We start from the raw sequence: 14,696 nt of genomic DNA, 5'->3' as shown, positions 1-14,696 counted from the left end.
ACCTGTTAAGCTCGAGAGTATTTGTCGGGCCTTGCGTGAAGCTGTCTGTGATGGCGCGCTGCGAGGCCAATATCGAGGTTCAGCCGGGCGCCGCCGCCCGGCCGGAAAATCAGGCCCAATCGATGCAGTAGCCAAGGAAGCGCTTGGAATCGACCGGATCGACGCCGAGCTTCTTGCGCAGCTTCTTGCGCAACTTCGAGATATGGCTTTCGACGACGTTCTCCTCGACCTCTTCATCGAAGATGCCGTAGATGGCGTTGAAGATCTGGGTCTTGGTGACCCGGCGACCGCGATTGGCGATCAAATATTCGAGGATGCGGCGCTCGCGCCGGGGAAGCGCGAAGACTTCGCCGTTGATCTCGGGGTCACGACCATCCGAGAAGACGCGGATCCCGCCGATTTCGGTGTAGTTGGCAATCGCCTTCAGCCGGCGTCGGATCGCAGCCGCCCTTGCGAGGATTTCGCGCGGATGCACCGGTTTGCGCACCACATCGTCGACGCCGCAATCGAACAGCGCAAGAGTGTTTTCGAGCGAGGGCTGATCGCTGACCGCAATCACCGGCGCCATCGACCGGTCCCGGATCGCCCGGGGGAGTTCGAGGCTGCGCTGGCCCTGACCAATCAAGAATGCCTCGACTGCCGCAATATCGGAATCAGCAGCGGTCTGTACCCACTCGCCGAATTCCGCTGGATCAAAGCCGGTGGAGGGAATGCCCTCACGGCCAAACAGAGATGTGTATCCATCTTTCACGAGCTCACGCTCATCAACCACGACGATCATTCGTCCGCCTCCGAATCAGTGTGGCACTTCGATGATCTATGGGTACGAATCGCACGAATCGGCGACAACTCGTTAAAGTTAATGGCAGAAACTAATAATTGATTAAGATCTGGGTAGCGATTTGATCTATATTTAGTGGGTCCGGTTGTTTATGCACACCAAAATTTCGTGGAAAAGTTAACAGACCCTTAATTATGACTTGCGCAGGGGATTCATGCCGGATTCCTGCCATATTGTGACACAGTTTCGTCACAATAGGCCTCTTCCATTTTTGGTTGAATCAATTTCGGCAAAAGTTACTCGCATTGGGAGTCCACTTGCCGTAGCCGGTGGCGACCAGATTAGCGATGACGCGGCAAACATATTGCTTCTGCGCGGGGTCGTTGTTGGGGCCTGCGTGGTATCTGGCTACCGCCATCGTCCATGTCTCGTGACGGTCATGCAGGTTGCGGAGGAATTTTGCCGCATACTCGACGTTGCGATGCGGGTCGAACATATCCTCGGCCGAGCCGAAATTTTCGCCATGGTAGTAGTGGTTGATCTGCATGCAGCCGATGTCGATGAGCTTGGCGCCGCTGCTGCGGGCGACGTCGAACTGCCGCATCGCGTCCTGTTCGGAGGGCGGAAAGATCGCCTTGCCTTCGACGTTCATCGCATAGGGATAGAGCGAGCCCTTGCGGCCGGTCTCCGTCAGGCCGACCGAATAGAGGATGCCTTCCGGGATGCCGTATTTGGCAGCTGCCGACTGGATCTCACGCTCACAGGCGCCGGTGGAGGCTTTCGCCTCAGAGGTAAACGCCGCCAGTGCCGCCGCTGCGGCCAGCAGAAACGTCTTCAATACCGGTCTCGCCTGCACCATTGAAGCCTCCGCCCGCCCGCTGTGCCGTCTGATTGTGACGCTCGCGCGCCTCGCCGCCCTGCCCTTGCTGGGCGAGCGACTGCTGTTGGGAGGCTTGGCCTTGGCTGCCTGCCTGGCTGCTGGCGTCGCTACGCTCGACCGGCGCCATGCTGATGGTGACGTTGTCGACGGCGTAGCCCTGGCTGCGCAGAGCTTCGAGAATCTTGCCGTGATCTTCCTTCATCTGACGATAGGCCGCGCCGGTTTCGACCTTGAGGTCGACATTCAGGGCGTCGCCGGACAGGCGCATGGTCGCCGTCACCATGCCGAGATCGAGCGGGTTCATCTGGATCTTCAGCGTATTGACCACCTTGCCGGTGCTTGTCCATTCCGCCGCGTTGGAGAGCGCCGAGCTCGGTTCCATGGCGCGCGCCCATTCGGAATCGCCGGAGAGAGCGGCCGTGACGGCGGCCGAATTCGAGTTCTGCATCAGGCCGATATAGCGGCGCGATTCGAGAACCGAAACGTTTTCGACATCGGCTTTCTTCGAGCCATCCTGAGAACCGGCCTGATCCGTGCCGAGATGGACGTCCATCGACACGCCACGGCCATCGGCGCGGCTGATCCTGAACGTCCTGCCGTCGGCGGCTTCGGCATTCTCCGATCCGGGTACCTTGACCTCATCCGCCTTGCCGCTGTCGACGTTGCCGCTGACCGCCGCTAGGGCGTCGGACGCATGGCCGCCTGCCTTGGCGTCGATACCCTCGATCTTCTTGTCGGCCGGCTTGACGTCATCGGCTTGGGCAGACGCGTGATGGACGCCTGCTGCCGCCGACAGAGCGACCGCGCCGTCGGCAGGATCCCGCTTCAGCAGACCGAGCACATCGGAAATGCCGCCGTCGTCATCCTCGCTGTCCGTGTCCGTATCGGTTTCCAACGCGTCGGCTTTGGCATGTTTGCCGCCTTTGGCCGCCTGAACGACCTCCTCGGCCGAGCTGTCCTTCGCGTCGAGCTTGCCGAAGGCAAGATCCGCGGGCATCTTGACTGCAGCCTTTACAGGCTTTGCCGCGACGACATTGGCGATGGTTTCCGGCTGCACTTCAGCCTGTGCCTTCAAAGCGGCGTCGCCAAGGTCGATCAACGGCTTTACGCCATTGCGGCTGCGGATTGTCCGCGCCATTTTCTCGGCGCCGGCGTCGGCAAACACGCCCTGATCCGGCTGCGCATCGTCGGCGTCGTCATTGACGGCACCGTTGCTTGCCTTGGCAAGCGCATCGGAGAAGCCGCTCTTCTGACCGGCGGCATCGTCTTTGCCCATCGGCCGTGCAGATTTCGCAGCCGCGGCGGGATCCGCACCGGCGGCTCCGCCCGAGACGCTCATATCCATCATTGTTCGTTGCCTTCCTGCGCCAGAAGACCGTCGATCTCGTTGAGCTTGGACCGATTGGTCGTCACAAATGCGTTGAATGAGGGGTCGGTACCCTGGCTCTGGCCAGTCGATGCCACACCTCCCGGAAGAGGCTCGGGAAGCGCGCCTGGCGCTCCCGGTTGCGGAGCTATAGCCGCAGCCTTTTCAGAAGTGATTTCTTGATCAGAAGTGTTAGGGTCCGAGGCTTGCGTCAGGCTTGCCGGGTCGGGAGCGCGCAGGATCTGCTCGGCAACCGATCGCGCCGCCTCCTGCAACGCCTGATCCCGCGGCGAAAGCGTGTTGCCGGCGATGCCGCTGACATTCTTCGCCGCCTGGTCGATATCCTCCGTCGGAAGGCCGGCCATGCCGCCATAGAAATCCGCCAGAGGACCGAAGGCATTGTCGGTGCCGGCGCCAAGCGACTGCACGCGCTCGACCGCCATGTGCGCCAGCTGCGGCTTGCCCGCGATCGCCGCGGCGCGGGCGATGCGCAGATAGACCTCGCGCTGACGCGGCGCGTCCATGAAGGACAGGATGTCGATGACATCCTGTGGCTTCACGTCGTGATCATGGCCGACGACGAGCGTGACGAAAAGATCGGCGAACTGGCTGGCATAGGGCGAATGCAGGAAGCGCCTGATATAGCGCTGCGAATAGGCCATGCCCCTGTCGAGCATCCCCTTGTCGACGCAGATGGCGACGGAGCGGCGCAGCGCCGCTTCCTCGACGATCGTGCCGGGTGCCGCAAGGCGCGCCTGGTCGTAGAGATCCAGTGCGTCTGTCGGCTTCGTCGCGATCAGCACGTTACCGCCGATCAACGCAAGGTATGGGCCGATCTTCTTGTCGCGGTATTCCCTGGCCGTCTCCTCCAGCGTCTTGGCGACGAGCAACCCCTTGCCGCTCAGATATTTTCTGAGCACATCGGTGACACGGTTGTCGAAATAGCCGTTGACGTCGTGGGCGATCAGATATTCGAGCGTCTGCGGATTGCCGCCGCTCATCGCGTAGATCAGCGCTGCATCGACGTTGCGGTCGTCATCGAAGACCGACGTGTCGACGCTGCGCAGCCGCTCGTCGATCGTGCCCAGCATGAAGCGCTGCATCTCACCGGCCGAATGATCGCCGGAGACGACGGAATCCTGCACGAACTGCAGCGACCGCAGCATCTTGTAGGGTGCAAGATCGTCCGGATCCTGCGCCTTGGCTGCGGCCGGCGAAAGCATCGCCAGGCCGATAGCCACAAATCCGACATAGCGATGCTGCCGACGCGCCATCCTGTTATCCTCGATCCGCCTGCACCAGAATCTCGATCCGGCGGTTGGTCGCATTGAACGGGTCGGACGGCAGCTTCAGCCGGCGGTCGGCAAAGCCCGAAACCTGAGAGATGCGTTTTTCGTCGAGCCCGCCGCGTACCAACATGTAATAAGCGCTCTGGGCGCGATCCATCGAAAGCCGCCAGTTTTCATTCTGCGTGCCCTTATACTGGCGCCCGTCCGTATGGCCGCGGATGGCGACCGCGCCGCCCCTTTCCTTCAGGATCGCGCCGATCTTTTCCATGGCGAGCACCATCTCCTGGCGAGGAACCGCGGAACCGATATTGAACATCGAGTCGTCGCTCTGGTCGGAGATGCTGACCAGCAATCCGCCTTCGGATGCCGTTACGGTCAGGCCTTCGGCAAGCTTGCCGGCGATGCCGCCGATCTGCTGGGCGATCTGCTCCTGCAGTTGCTCTGCTTCTTTCTGCTGCTGCTGTTCGGTCTCGGCCGCGCTCTTGTCCGCATCCTTCTGATGATCGGCGTCCTTCTGCGCTGCATCCTTTTGCGCTGGGGCCTTTTTGTCCTCAGCCTTCTTATCACCAGACTTCTTGTCATCCGGCGCCTTGCCGTCCTTGGCCTCGGCCGCGCCCTTGGCTTCCTCAGCGGCCTTCTGATCGGTGGTCAGCGGTATCGGCTTCATATCCTCGACCTTGGCGATCTCGGTTGTCGCGCTTTCGGCCGCCTGCTCGTCGCTCTTGCCGGGAGGCGCGGACTTGCCGGCTGTCGTCACCTCGACCTGCTTCGTCCAGAAATCCGGATCGAAGGGATCACGATAGGCTTCGCCGCCATCGGCGCCGGTGGCCGGGCCGGAATCGGCGGCACCGCCATCGCCCTTGGCGCTGACATTGGCCTGCTGGCCGACCTCCTGCGCGATCTCAGCCAGAACCGAATAGGGATTTTCGAAGAAATCGGCCTCGGAATAATTGGTCTGGTCGCCTGATGTCGAGGTCTGGTCGTCACCATCCGCCGAAGCCTTGCCGTCGTTGGGATTTTCTTCCTTCTGTTTCGACTTTTCCTGCTTCTCCTCACCCTCGGCGTTGTCGACGGGCTTCTTCAGTCCCTTCTCGGTCGGCTTCTCGTCGGAGAGCTTGATCGGATTGAAATAGGTCGCGACCGAGGCCTTGGTCTCCTCGTTGGCGGCATTGACCAGCCACATGACCAGGAAGAACGCCATCATCGCCGTCATGAAGTCGGCATAGGCAATTTTCCACGCACCGCCATGGGAGCCATCGTGATCACCGCCGCCATGTCTTTTGACGATGATGATCTCGTTCTTGCCGTGGTGGTGGTTTTCGCCTTCGCTCATTCGAGAACTTTCTTCAAGCTGGCTGCCCAGGCGGACATACGGGTGACGATGACGGATTCGCCGATTTCGACGGCAAGATCGATATCGTCAGTCTCAATGTGTCGAACCGCCTCGGCATGTTCTCCGAGCTCGGCGGCTAAGAGTTCGAAAAGCCGGCTTGGCCCGCGGACGACGATCGGTCCGGCAGCGCCCTCGAGGATCGAGTCGCGCAGCAGCACGGCGAGGCTTTCGGCTGCCCTGGCGGCAAGCGCTTCGGTCATCACGGGCGCGATGGCGATAGCCGCACCGGCACTGACCAGCTGCGCGACCTCTTCGGCGATATCGCGGACGCGGGAGGCAATGACCGCTGCCGCCTCGACTTCGTAGCGAAGCTTCAGCTCGGCGAGTTCACGCGCGTGAATCTCGGCCAGCGTCCGCGCCTCGCGTTCGTATTTCTCGGTCAAATCAGCGGTCGCTGCGGCATGACCTTGCGCATAGGCATCGCGGCGCTCCGCCTCGACGTCGATTACCGGTTCGCTCGGCATTTCGGGAAAACCGTCGCCGCCGAAATCGTCCATCTCGATGATCGGCGCTGACGGTTCCGGTTCACCGAAATCCTTCAAATACCGGGAAAGCGTAATGCTCATAAAAAACCATCCAGCATTCGGGAGGCATGCAGCATATCCACCCCCGCTCAAAACGACCTTGCGCGCCGGCACGTCGCTTCGAACGGGCAAGGGCTTCACCTTGCACCGGCACGGATTCGGACGATGCCTTCATGCCGGAAACTAGGAAGTCAAACTTGCGCGAGGATGAATGGCGCCGCCATCCGCGATCGCGCCCACCTTTATTCCAGCAGGATCAAAATCTTGCTGGAAGCCGTGTTGAGGATCGAGATCGCTTCGACGGCCATCTGCTTCTGGGTTTCGATCGCCTTTTGCCGGATCGAAGCCTCGTCCATGTCGGTATCGACGAGCGCGCCGACGCTCTTGTCGATCGAATCGGAGAGATCGGCCGTATAGTCCATCTGATCGTCGATACGTGTCTTCATCACCCCGATGGAAGCGGCCGTCGTCGTCAGCGAGGAAAGCAGCGAGTCGGTCACATCGAGCATATCGGTGAGTTGCGCATCGGTGGTATTCTTGTCGATCGCAATTTCCGTGCCTGTCGCCGGCGTCGTCGAGTTGGCGTTCAGCAGGTAGTAGTTGCGCGCCGTCGCGCCGCTGTTGTTGATCGCATTGGCATCGACCGCCTTGGTAAACAGTCCGCCGCTCGCATCGTTCTTATCGATGAGGATGGTTTGCGACGAGGGGAAATCGATGGTCTGAGCTTGATATTCGCCGGTCGGCGCGCGCGCGAAACTCGAGATCACCGACCATGTCGGCGGCGCGGCGGTATCGCCGTTCAGCAGCCAGTTTTCGCCGGCAAACGACGTCGATTCAACGACACTCTTCAGCTGCTCCTTATATTCGCTGATCTCGGCATTGATCTTGTCCTTGTCGGTGCCGGGCTCTTTTGCCGCAACCAGCTTGGCGCGAATCTGGCTCATAAGATCGATCGCCGAGGTCATCGCCGTGTAGGTCGCATCCACCTTGGCAGCGCCGAGACCAAGCGCATCTCCGATCGTGCCCAGATTGGTGCTATCCGAGCGCATGACGGTTGCGATCGACCAGTAGGACGCATCGTCGGAGGCCGTCTCGATACGGTATCCCGAGGACACTTGCTGCTGGGTCTGGCTGGCTTCTTTGTTGATGCTGCGTAGCACCGCAAGCGCATTCACCGCGGCCGCGCTGGTAATCTTAACGGTCATCGACAGGGTCTCGGAATAAGGTCAAGGGGCAGGCCGGAATGCCGGCGGCGACTGAAGTGGCGTCATGCCTCCGGTAGAGTTTCTACCGGCGTGTCGCAAAAGCAAATCAACTGAAGGCGAAGGTAACTCGATATCAACCTGTTGGGCAAGAGCGCAGCGCTGAACGCGCCGCGTCGATCGCAATGCAAGTCAAGCTGTTGATATAAAAGAAAGAACCGCGCCGTTTCGGGCGCGGTTCGTAGACTTTTTGCTTGTTGCCGGACGAAGGCGCAAGATTCGGTCCAGCTTCAGCGCCCGATTTAGCTGCGGAACAGCGTGAGGATGTTCTGAGCGCTGGAGTTGGCGATCGACAGCGACTGGATCGCCAGCTGTTGCTGCGTTTGCAACGCCGTCAGCTTACTCGATTCCTCTTCCATATTTGCGTCGACGAGGCGGCCGACGCCCGAGTCGATCGAGTCGCTGAGCGCGCCGACGAAATTTTCCTGCAGTTCGATTCGCGTGGAAATCGAGCCGAGTTGCGATGCAGCCTTGGTCATCGCGTCCAGGCCGGCCTCGATCGAGGTCAGGGCCATGGAGATCTCAACCGAGCCAAAGCTGGTGATGTCCATCGAGTAGATAGAGCCGATCGTACCGTATGATGTGCCGATAATGCCGGAGCTCGTCTCGATCGAGCCGACCGAGTCCATGCCGAAGAGGACGTTGCCCGTGGAGCTGGAGTCCAGAATGTAGTCCGTCGTCTTGACCGAGACATTGCCGCTGCCATCGCGCACGAAGGTGGAAACGACGCTCTTGGTGCCGTCGGCGCCGGCAACCCAGTTTTCACCGGAGAAGGAAGCCGATTGGGCGATGCTGAGCAACTGCTGCTGCAGCTGGCCGATTTCTTCCTGGACCTTGGTCTTGTCAACGCCCTTTTCGGTCGCGGCGACGATCTTCGCCTTGATTTCGCTGATGATGTCGATGGCGCTGTCCATGGCAGAGTAAGCGGTGTCGACCTTGGCCGCGCCGAGGCCGAGAGCGTCGGAGACGGCCGAGAGTGCCTTGTTGTCCGAACGCATGGTCGTTGCGATTGACCAGTAAGCGGCGTTGTCGGACGCTTTTTCGACGCGATAACCTGACGATACGCGGTTCTGCGTAGCCTCTAGGCCGTCATTGATTCCGCGGAGTGTCTGAAGAGCGGCCATCGCCGCAACGTTCGTCAAAATGCTGGTCATGAAATGATTGCCCCTTGTCGGCAGTTGATAAAAAGGGACATTCCGGAAAGCTACCGGGAACGGGGACCAGCCTCATGCCTGTTAACCGGTTCTTAAATTTGGTTAACCCGCCGTCTCGTTGATCGCAGAAAACAGCATTATGGTTAATCAACCGTTAACAGATATTAAAAAGCCGCGCTCCATTGAAGCGCGGCTCGTTTGCGAGGTGCCCGCCGGAGACCGGCGGGTCGATGTTTTCTGCGGATTATTAGCCGCGGAACAGCGTGAGGATCGTCTGCGAAGAGGAGTTCGCAATCGACAGCGACTGGACGGCCAGCTGCTGCTGGGTCTGCAGGGCGCTGAGCTTGGAGGATTCTTCTTCCATGTCGGCGTCGACGAGACGGCCGACACCGGAGTCGATCGAGTCGCTGAGCGCGGATACGAAGTTTTCCTGCAGTTCGATGCGCTTGGAGATCGAGCCGAGAGCAGCGCCGGCGCTGGTCATGGCCTTCAGAGCCGTTTCGACGTTCGTCAGAGCCGACTGGATCTCACCGAGGGTGAAGTTGGTGATGTCCATCGAGTAGATCGAGCCGGTCGAGCCCGAGGAAGTGCCGAGGATACCAGTGGAGGTTTCAACCGCACCGCCGCTCATGCCGAACAGGACGTTGCCCGTGGTGCTGTCGTCAAGAACGTAGTCGGTCATCACGACGGAAACGGCGTTGGAGCCGTCACGGACGAAGGAAGCAACGACGTTCTTCGTGCCAGAAGCACCGGCAACCCAGTTTTCACCGGAGAAGGAAGCCGACTGAGCAATGCTCAAGAGCTGCTGCTGCAGCTGGCTGACTTCTTCCTGGACCTTGGCTTTGTCCACGCCGTTTTCAGTCGCGGCAACCAGCTTGGCCTTGATGTCGCCGACGACATCGATGGCGCTGTCCATGGCGGAGTAAGCGGTGTCGACCTTGGCGGCGCCGAGGCCGAGAGCGTCGGAAACGGCGGAAAGTGCCTTGTTGTCCGAACGCATGGTCGTTGCGATCGACCAGTAAGCCGCGTTGTCGGATGCCTTTCCAACGCGATAGCCGGACGAAACGTGAGCCTGGGTTGTCTGGAGACCCTGGTTGATGCCACGGAGAGTCTGGAGGGCTGCCATTGCAGCGTTATTGGTGTTGATGCTCGTCATAGTTTGTTTGCCCCTTGTTGGCAGATTTTAAAAAGGGACATTCCGGATTTTCGGCCGGCCCACAGCGATCAGCATCATGCCTGTTAACCATCTCTGTTAGGGTTAACTCGCCGTTTCGATGGGCTTAGAAAACAGCAAGATGGTTAAGGAAAGCTAAATTCGAATTGGAAATAGTGTAAAAATATCTGATACTTAGAGGGATTTTCATTAACCTTATGTTAAAACATTTCGCGGCCGGGGATGACCCGGCCGCGAAACTTGGAACGCTTGTACCAACCGCTCTTAGCGGAAGAGCGACAGGATGTTCTGCGAAGAGGAGTTCGCGATCGACAGCGACTGGATCGCCAGCTGCTGCTGGGTCTGCAGGGCGCTGAGCTTGGAAGATTCTTCTTCCATGTTGGCGTCGACGAGACGGCCGACACCGGAGTCGATCGAGTCGCTGAGCGCGGACACGAAGTCGTCCTGGCTGCCGATGCGGCTGGAGAGCGAGCCGAGAGCAGCGCCGGCGCTGGTCATCGCCTTCAGAGCCGTTTCGACGTTCGTCAGAGCCGTCTGGATCTCACCGGCGGTGAAGTTGGTGATGTCCATCGAGTAGATCGAGCCGGTCGAACCATTCGAAGTACCAAGGATACCCGTGGAGGTTTCGACCGAACCGCCGCTCATGCCGAACAGGACGTTGCCCGTGGTGCTGTCGTCGAGAACGTAGTCGGTCGTGGTGACCGAAACGGCGTTGGAGCCGTCGCGGACGAACGAGGAAACAACGCTCTTGGTACCGGAAGCGCCGGCAACCCAGTTTTCGCCGTTGAAGGAAGCCGACTGCGCGATGCTCAGGAGCTGCTGCTGCAGCTGACCGATTTCTTCCTGGACCTTGGCTTTGTCGACGCCGTTTTCAGTCGCGGCAACCAGCTTGGCCTTGATGTCGCCGACGACATCGATGGCGCTGTCCATTGCCGTGTAAGCGGTGTCGACCTTGGCGGCGCCTACGCCGAGAGCGTCGGAAACGGCCGAAAGTGCCTTGTTGTCCGAACGCATGGTCGTTGCGATCGACCAGTAAGCCGCATTGTCAGAAGCCTTTTCGACGCGGTAACCCGACGAAACGTGGTTCTGCGTGCTGTTGAGGTTCTGGTTGACGCTACGCAGCGTCTGGAGAGCGGCCTGTGCGGAAGAATTCGTGTTAATGCTTGTCATAAATCTGTCCCCTGGAAACTAGATACAAAAAGGAGGACATACCGGACTATAGTACCGGCGATGACGGACCAGCTTCATGCTACTCGGCGCCTTTTTTGTTTGGCCCAAACCCGTCATGTCCAGGGCAATCTCGCAGCCAATGCTTGCCAACTTCTTAAAAATAGAGGCCCCGCGCCGGCTCCTTACATCGCATAGTTAATGCCGGCTGAATCTATTCCTTCGCATGCTAACATACCGGGAAAGAAACCGTTTTCTCTCATGAAAGGAAGCGCCTTCACGAGGCGCACCGGTTTCAAGCAAGCTTCGAATGGCAATGTGGCAGGCGCCGGGATAGCATCATCGGATCGATCCCCCGTTTTCGGGGAGGACGGCTCGTGCGTGTGTCGGCGATCGACAGCCATGCCAGAACATTTCCTTCACGGAGTTGGGTTTTGAACAGCAAAGTTTCGTTCTCTGCGGCATCCAGAGATTACCAGGCGGGCCGCTACACACAGTCCTTGGCGACGCTCAACCAACTCATGGATATCCAGCAGGACGCCAAGACCTACGCGCTGCTGGCCAAGAACCTCGTGCAGCTCGGCTTCAAGTCCGATGCCGCGAAAGCCTACGGCCTGGCCGGCAACTGTGAAGGACCGAATGCCTACGAATACCAGAAACAGGCTGCCAAACTGCATTATGAGATCGGCAATGAGGATGATGCTCTGCTGATCGCCATGCGAAACCTCGCCAAGGCACAGGACGACGCTGAACTCGCCTTCATCATCACTGCGATCTATCTGAAGCGCCAGCAGCGGGATATCATTCGCCCGTTCAAGACGGTGCTGTCACAGAGCTCCAATCCCGATCATATGCGCCTGGCAGCCTTGCTACTGAGCGACGATCTGAACGACGCAACCAACCAGAGCCTCTCGCGCAACATCTTCAAGCGGTTTCCAGGCAATTTCGCATTCCGCTTCCTGCATCTGGTTTTCGCCCGCGAATTCAATGAGTTCGAAGAGGCCAGCAAACATCAGGCGGTGATCGACGCCGCACTCGCAAAGGGCGATGTCGAGGTCCTGCGCAAGGACAACCCGTTCTATCATCTGCACTGGTGCGGTAACGAGGATTTCAACCGGTATGCCACCATCGGCACCACCCCCCTCAACCCGGAACGGGTGGCCTTCCGCCGCAACCAGCCGCACACATGGTCGGACAAGATCCGGATCGGCTACATGTCGTCGGACTTCTGGGATCGCCATGCGACGATGAAGCTCCTGCAGCGCATCCTGGAACTGCATGACAAGGACCGGTTCGAGGTGACGTTGTTCTGCCATACGGGTCCGGAATACCTGAAGCACAACGTTACCGACCGCAGCCGCTGGGGCCGGATCGTCGACGTTCACGGCTTCTCCGACCAGGCGGTGCTGGCAGTCGTGCGCGAGCATAATATCGACATCATGGTCGACCTGAAGGGCCATACTTCAGGCAGTCGCGCGACAGCCTTCAACCTGCCGCTGGCGCCCGTACACGTCGGCTGGCTCGGCTTCCCCGGCAGCACGGTCAATATCGATCTCGATTACGTCATCGGCGACCACTCGGTATTGCCCGAAGTGGCAAAGCCGTTCTACCACGAAAAATTCTGCCGACTGCCGGAGAGCTATCAGCCGAACGACCCGATGCATCGCCCGAAGCCGCGCGCCGTCACCCGCGAGCAGCTCGGCCTGCCGGAAGAGGCCTTCATCTTCGCCTCCTTCAACGGCAACCGCAAGATCACGCCTGAAGTCGTCAACAGCTGGTGCCGGATCCTCAAACGGGCGCCGAACAGCGTGCTCTGGCTGATGGCGAATTCGCCGCGCAACCAGGCGAACCTGTTGAAGCACTTCCAGACGGCAGGCATTTCGCCCAAGCGGATCATCTTCTGCCCGCGCGCGCCTTATGAAGAACATATCGACCGCCAGCAGGCGGCCGACCTCGGCATCGATACCTTCCCCGTCAACGGCCACACGACCACCTCGGAGCAGCTCTGGGGCGGCCTGCCGGTTCTGACCTTCAAAGGCACCAACTTCGCCTCACGCGTCAGCGAGAGCCTGCTGCGGGCCATCGACCTGCCCGACCTCGTCGCAAGCGACCTGCAGGCCTATGAAGATATGGCCGTCGAACTGGCGCAGAACCCCGGAAGGATCGCCGAATACAAGGCGCATCTGAAAGAGAAGCGCTATATCGCGCCGCTCTTCGATGCCGAACGTTTCTGCAATCATCTCGAGCAGGCCTACGAAATCATGGCCGAGCGCGGCAAACAGCGTCTCGCACCCGAGCACATGGACATTGCGGCGCTGCCGCCGCGAACGGCGCCGTTCGGCGCCGAGTAAGCCTTTCAATCGTCACGAAAACCCGCCGAAGCGATCCGGCGGGTTTTTCGTTGGCGAAGACCTGGGCGAAGATAGGGGGCGGGCACAGATAGGAGCGGCGGCTGGTCAGTTGAACGAGCGCACCAGACTGCCGACGAGCAGGTTCCAGCCGTCGATCAGCACGAAGAAGAGAATCTTGAACGGCAGCGAGATCGAGGTCGGCGGCAGCATCATCATGCCCATCGCCATGGTGATGGTGGCGACGATGAGGTCGATGACGAGGAAGGGCAGGACGACGAGGAAGCCGATCTCGAAGCCACGGCGAATCTCCGAAATCATGAAGGCCGGGATCAGCACGCGGTAGTCGATCGGATCGGTGGTCTGGATATTCTGGCCGCGCTCACGCGCCAGATCGACGAAAAGCGCCAGATCCTTGTCGCGGGTGTTGGCGGCCATGAAGGTGCGGAATGGTTCGGCAATCCGCTGGACGGCCTCGGTCTCGTTGATCTGGTTGGCAAGCAGCGGCTGCACGCCGTTCTGCCAGGCCTGATCGAAGGTCGGCGACATGACGTAGAAGGTCATGAACAGCGACAGCGACAGGAGGATCATGTTGGAGGGCGTCGAGGAGAGGCCCATCCCCGAGCGCAGGATCGAGAAGGCGATGATGAAGCGCGGGAAGCTCGTCACCATGATCAGGATGCCCGGCGCGACCGAGAGAATGGTCAGCAGGCCGAATGTGCGGATGATCCAGGCGGCGACGGAGCCATCGACCGGCACGTTCAACAAGTCAGTCGGCAGCTGCTGTGCCACCGCCAGTTCCGGTACCGCCATCATGGCGGCAAGGAAAACTATGAGACGAATCATTCGATGACAAATGTCCTGAACATGACCTTCGATACCCGCCCTTGCGAGCGAAGGTCAACACGTTCCTGTATGTCATCCTTGAGATATTGAAAGCCCCGCGGCCCTTCGATCTGCTGCAGGGAAACGGTCCTGATATATGCGAGGATATCCTGGTGAATATCCTCGGAAACCTTGACATCGGGTGGCCCGTTGAACAGCAGCGCGACCTCGAGTCGGACCCAGTTTTCCGAGGGGTAAGCGAGGTTCGACGTGATCGGCTCGAGCTGGACGACGTTGTTGGCCTCCGTCGAGATGTGGGCCAGGCCTTCCTCGGCCTTTTTCTTGGCCTCGGCGTCCTTGGCCTGCTCGGCCTCCTTGGCGCCTTTGATGTTGGGCGCGACGATCGTGCCGACCGCCCAGCCGCCGCCGGCGCCGAGCAGCGTCAGGACGGCGATGCCGATGATCGTCATCAGTGTGCCGGATTTCTTCTTCGGTTGACCTGCGCTTGCGTCTGGCTCTGCCATCGTCGTTCA

13 protein-coding genes are annotated in these 14,696 nt (G+C 59.8%); 1 reads left to right on the top strand and 12 read right to left on the bottom strand.

Features of this window, described 5'->3' with window-relative positions; genetic code table 11:
* Positions 1-109 precede the first annotated feature (109 nt).
* The 10 genes from rem to CO657_RS01720 form a co-directional block, all read right to left on the bottom strand.
* Entirely contained in the window at positions 110-781 is a 672-nt protein-coding gene (rem, locus tag CO657_RS01765; protein WP_003588527.1) for a transcriptional activator Rem, read from the bottom strand.
* Between the two features lie 280 nt (positions 782-1,061).
* On the bottom strand, positions 1,062-1,619 hold the full coding sequence (locus tag CO657_RS01760) for a lytic transglycosylase domain-containing protein (RefSeq protein ID WP_003584276.1): 558 nt from the start codon (positions 1,617-1,619) through the stop codon (positions 1,062-1,064).
* Positions 1,567-3,009, bottom strand: coding sequence for a flagellar hook-length control protein FliK (fliK, locus tag CO657_RS01755; protein ID WP_054183710.1), 1,443 nt, complete (start codon positions 3,007-3,009; stop codon positions 1,567-1,569). Before fliK ends, CO657_RS01760 begins: the two co-directional genes overlap by 53 nt.
* Positions 3,006-4,301, bottom strand: a complete 1,296-nt coding sequence (gene motC, locus CO657_RS01750; protein WP_054183711.1) for a chemotaxis protein MotC — start codon at positions 4,299-4,301, stop codon at positions 3,006-3,008. Before motC ends, fliK begins: the two co-directional genes overlap by 4 nt.
* Positions 4,302-4,305: 4 nt before the next feature.
* A complete protein-coding gene (locus CO657_RS01745) occupies positions 4,306-5,649 on the bottom strand; it encodes a MotB family protein (RefSeq protein ID WP_054183712.1) in 1,344 nt (447 codons plus the stop codon).
* Positions 5,646-6,275: a hypothetical protein gene (locus CO657_RS01740; RefSeq protein WP_054183713.1), complete on the bottom strand. Its 630-nt coding sequence runs from the start codon at positions 6,273-6,275 to the stop codon at positions 5,646-5,648. Before CO657_RS01740 ends, CO657_RS01745 begins: the two co-directional genes overlap by 4 nt.
* A 200-nt stretch (positions 6,276-6,475) precedes the next feature.
* The gene (locus tag CO657_RS01735; protein WP_054183714.1) at positions 6,476-7,438 is read right to left on the bottom strand and encodes a flagellin N-terminal helical domain-containing protein; all 963 of its coding nucleotides are present in this window, start codon (positions 7,436-7,438) and stop codon (positions 6,476-6,478) included.
* Positions 7,439-7,737: 299 nt separating this feature from the next.
* Entirely contained in the window at positions 7,738-8,649 is a 912-nt protein-coding gene (locus CO657_RS01730) for a flagellin N-terminal helical domain-containing protein (protein WP_054183715.1), read from the bottom strand.
* A 247-nt stretch (positions 8,650-8,896) separates the two neighbouring features.
* Positions 8,897-9,805: a flagellin N-terminal helical domain-containing protein gene (locus CO657_RS01725; protein ID WP_054183716.1), complete on the bottom strand. Its 909-nt coding sequence runs from the start codon at positions 9,803-9,805 to the stop codon at positions 8,897-8,899.
* A gap of 282 nt (positions 9,806-10,087) precedes the next feature.
* On the bottom strand, positions 10,088-10,993 hold the full coding sequence (locus CO657_RS01720) for a flagellin N-terminal helical domain-containing protein (RefSeq protein ID WP_054183717.1): 906 nt from the start codon (positions 10,991-10,993) through the stop codon (positions 10,088-10,090).
* A 374-nt stretch (positions 10,994-11,367) separates the two neighbouring features.
* Here CO657_RS01720 and CO657_RS01710 point away from each other — a divergent pair, with 374 nt between their 5' ends.
* A complete protein-coding gene (locus CO657_RS01710) occupies positions 11,368-13,341 on the top strand; it encodes an O-linked N-acetylglucosamine transferase, SPINDLY family protein (protein ID WP_054183718.1) in 1,974 nt (657 codons plus the stop codon).
* Positions 13,342-13,446: 105 nt separating this feature from the next.
* Here CO657_RS01710 and fliP read toward each other — a convergent pair whose 3' ends face one another.
* Together fliP and CO657_RS01700 are read right to left on the bottom strand one after the other, a co-directional pair.
* Positions 13,447-14,184 (bottom strand): flagellar type III secretion system pore protein FliP, encoded by a 738-nt coding sequence (gene fliP, locus CO657_RS01705; RefSeq protein WP_054183719.1) that lies wholly within the window; start codon positions 14,182-14,184, stop codon positions 13,447-13,449.
* Positions 14,181-14,687: a flagellar basal body-associated FliL family protein gene (locus CO657_RS01700; RefSeq protein WP_003588537.1), complete on the bottom strand. Its 507-nt coding sequence runs from the start codon at positions 14,685-14,687 to the stop codon at positions 14,181-14,183. The genes fliP and CO657_RS01700 overlap by 4 nt, the downstream gene beginning before the upstream one ends.
* Positions 14,688-14,696 lie beyond the last annotated feature (9 nt).

The sequence above is a fragment of the Rhizobium acidisoli genome (assembly GCF_002531755.2).
Classification (GTDB): Bacteria; Pseudomonadota; Alphaproteobacteria; order Rhizobiales; family Rhizobiaceae; genus Rhizobium; species Rhizobium acidisoli.
The sequence above is the reverse complement of the archived record's forward strand: the minus strand, read 5'-3'. Positions and strand labels throughout refer to the sequence as shown.

Bases quoted from the DNA above. Each gene is read 5' to 3' on its own strand.
- rem (WP_003588527.1), bottom strand. From the start codon at position 781: ATGATCGTCGTGGTTGATGAGCGTGAGCTCGTGAAAGATGGATACACA.
- fliK (WP_054183710.1), bottom strand. From the start codon at position 3,009: ATGATGGATATGAGCGTCTCGGGCGGAGCCGCCGGTGCGGATCCCGCC.
- motC (WP_054183711.1), bottom strand. From the start codon at position 4,301: ATGGCGCGTCGGCAGCATCGCTATGTCGGATTTGTGGCTATCGGCCTG.
- CO657_RS01745 (WP_054183712.1), bottom strand. From the start codon at position 5,649: ATGAGCGAAGGCGAAAACCACCACCACGGCAAGAACGAGATCATCATC.
- CO657_RS01740 (WP_054183713.1), bottom strand. From the start codon at position 6,275: ATGAGCATTACGCTTTCCCGGTATTTGAAGGATTTCGGTGAACCGGAA.
- CO657_RS01735 (WP_054183714.1), bottom strand. From the start codon at position 7,438: ATGACCGTTAAGATTACCAGCGCGGCCGCGGTGAATGCGCTTGCGGTG.
- CO657_RS01730 (WP_054183715.1), bottom strand. From the start codon at position 8,649: ATGACCAGCATTTTGACGAACGTTGCGGCGATGGCCGCTCTTCAGACA.
- CO657_RS01725 (WP_054183716.1), bottom strand. From the start codon at position 9,805: ATGACGAGCATCAACACCAATAACGCTGCAATGGCAGCCCTCCAGACT.
- CO657_RS01720 (WP_054183717.1), bottom strand. From the start codon at position 10,993: ATGACAAGCATTAACACGAATTCTTCCGCACAGGCCGCTCTCCAGACG.
- fliP (WP_054183719.1), bottom strand. From the start codon at position 14,184: ATGATTCGTCTCATAGTTTTCCTTGCCGCCATGATGGCGGTACCGGAA.
- CO657_RS01700 (WP_003588537.1), bottom strand. From the start codon at position 14,687: ATGGCAGAGCCAGACGCAAGCGCAGGTCAACCGAAGAAGAAATCCGGC.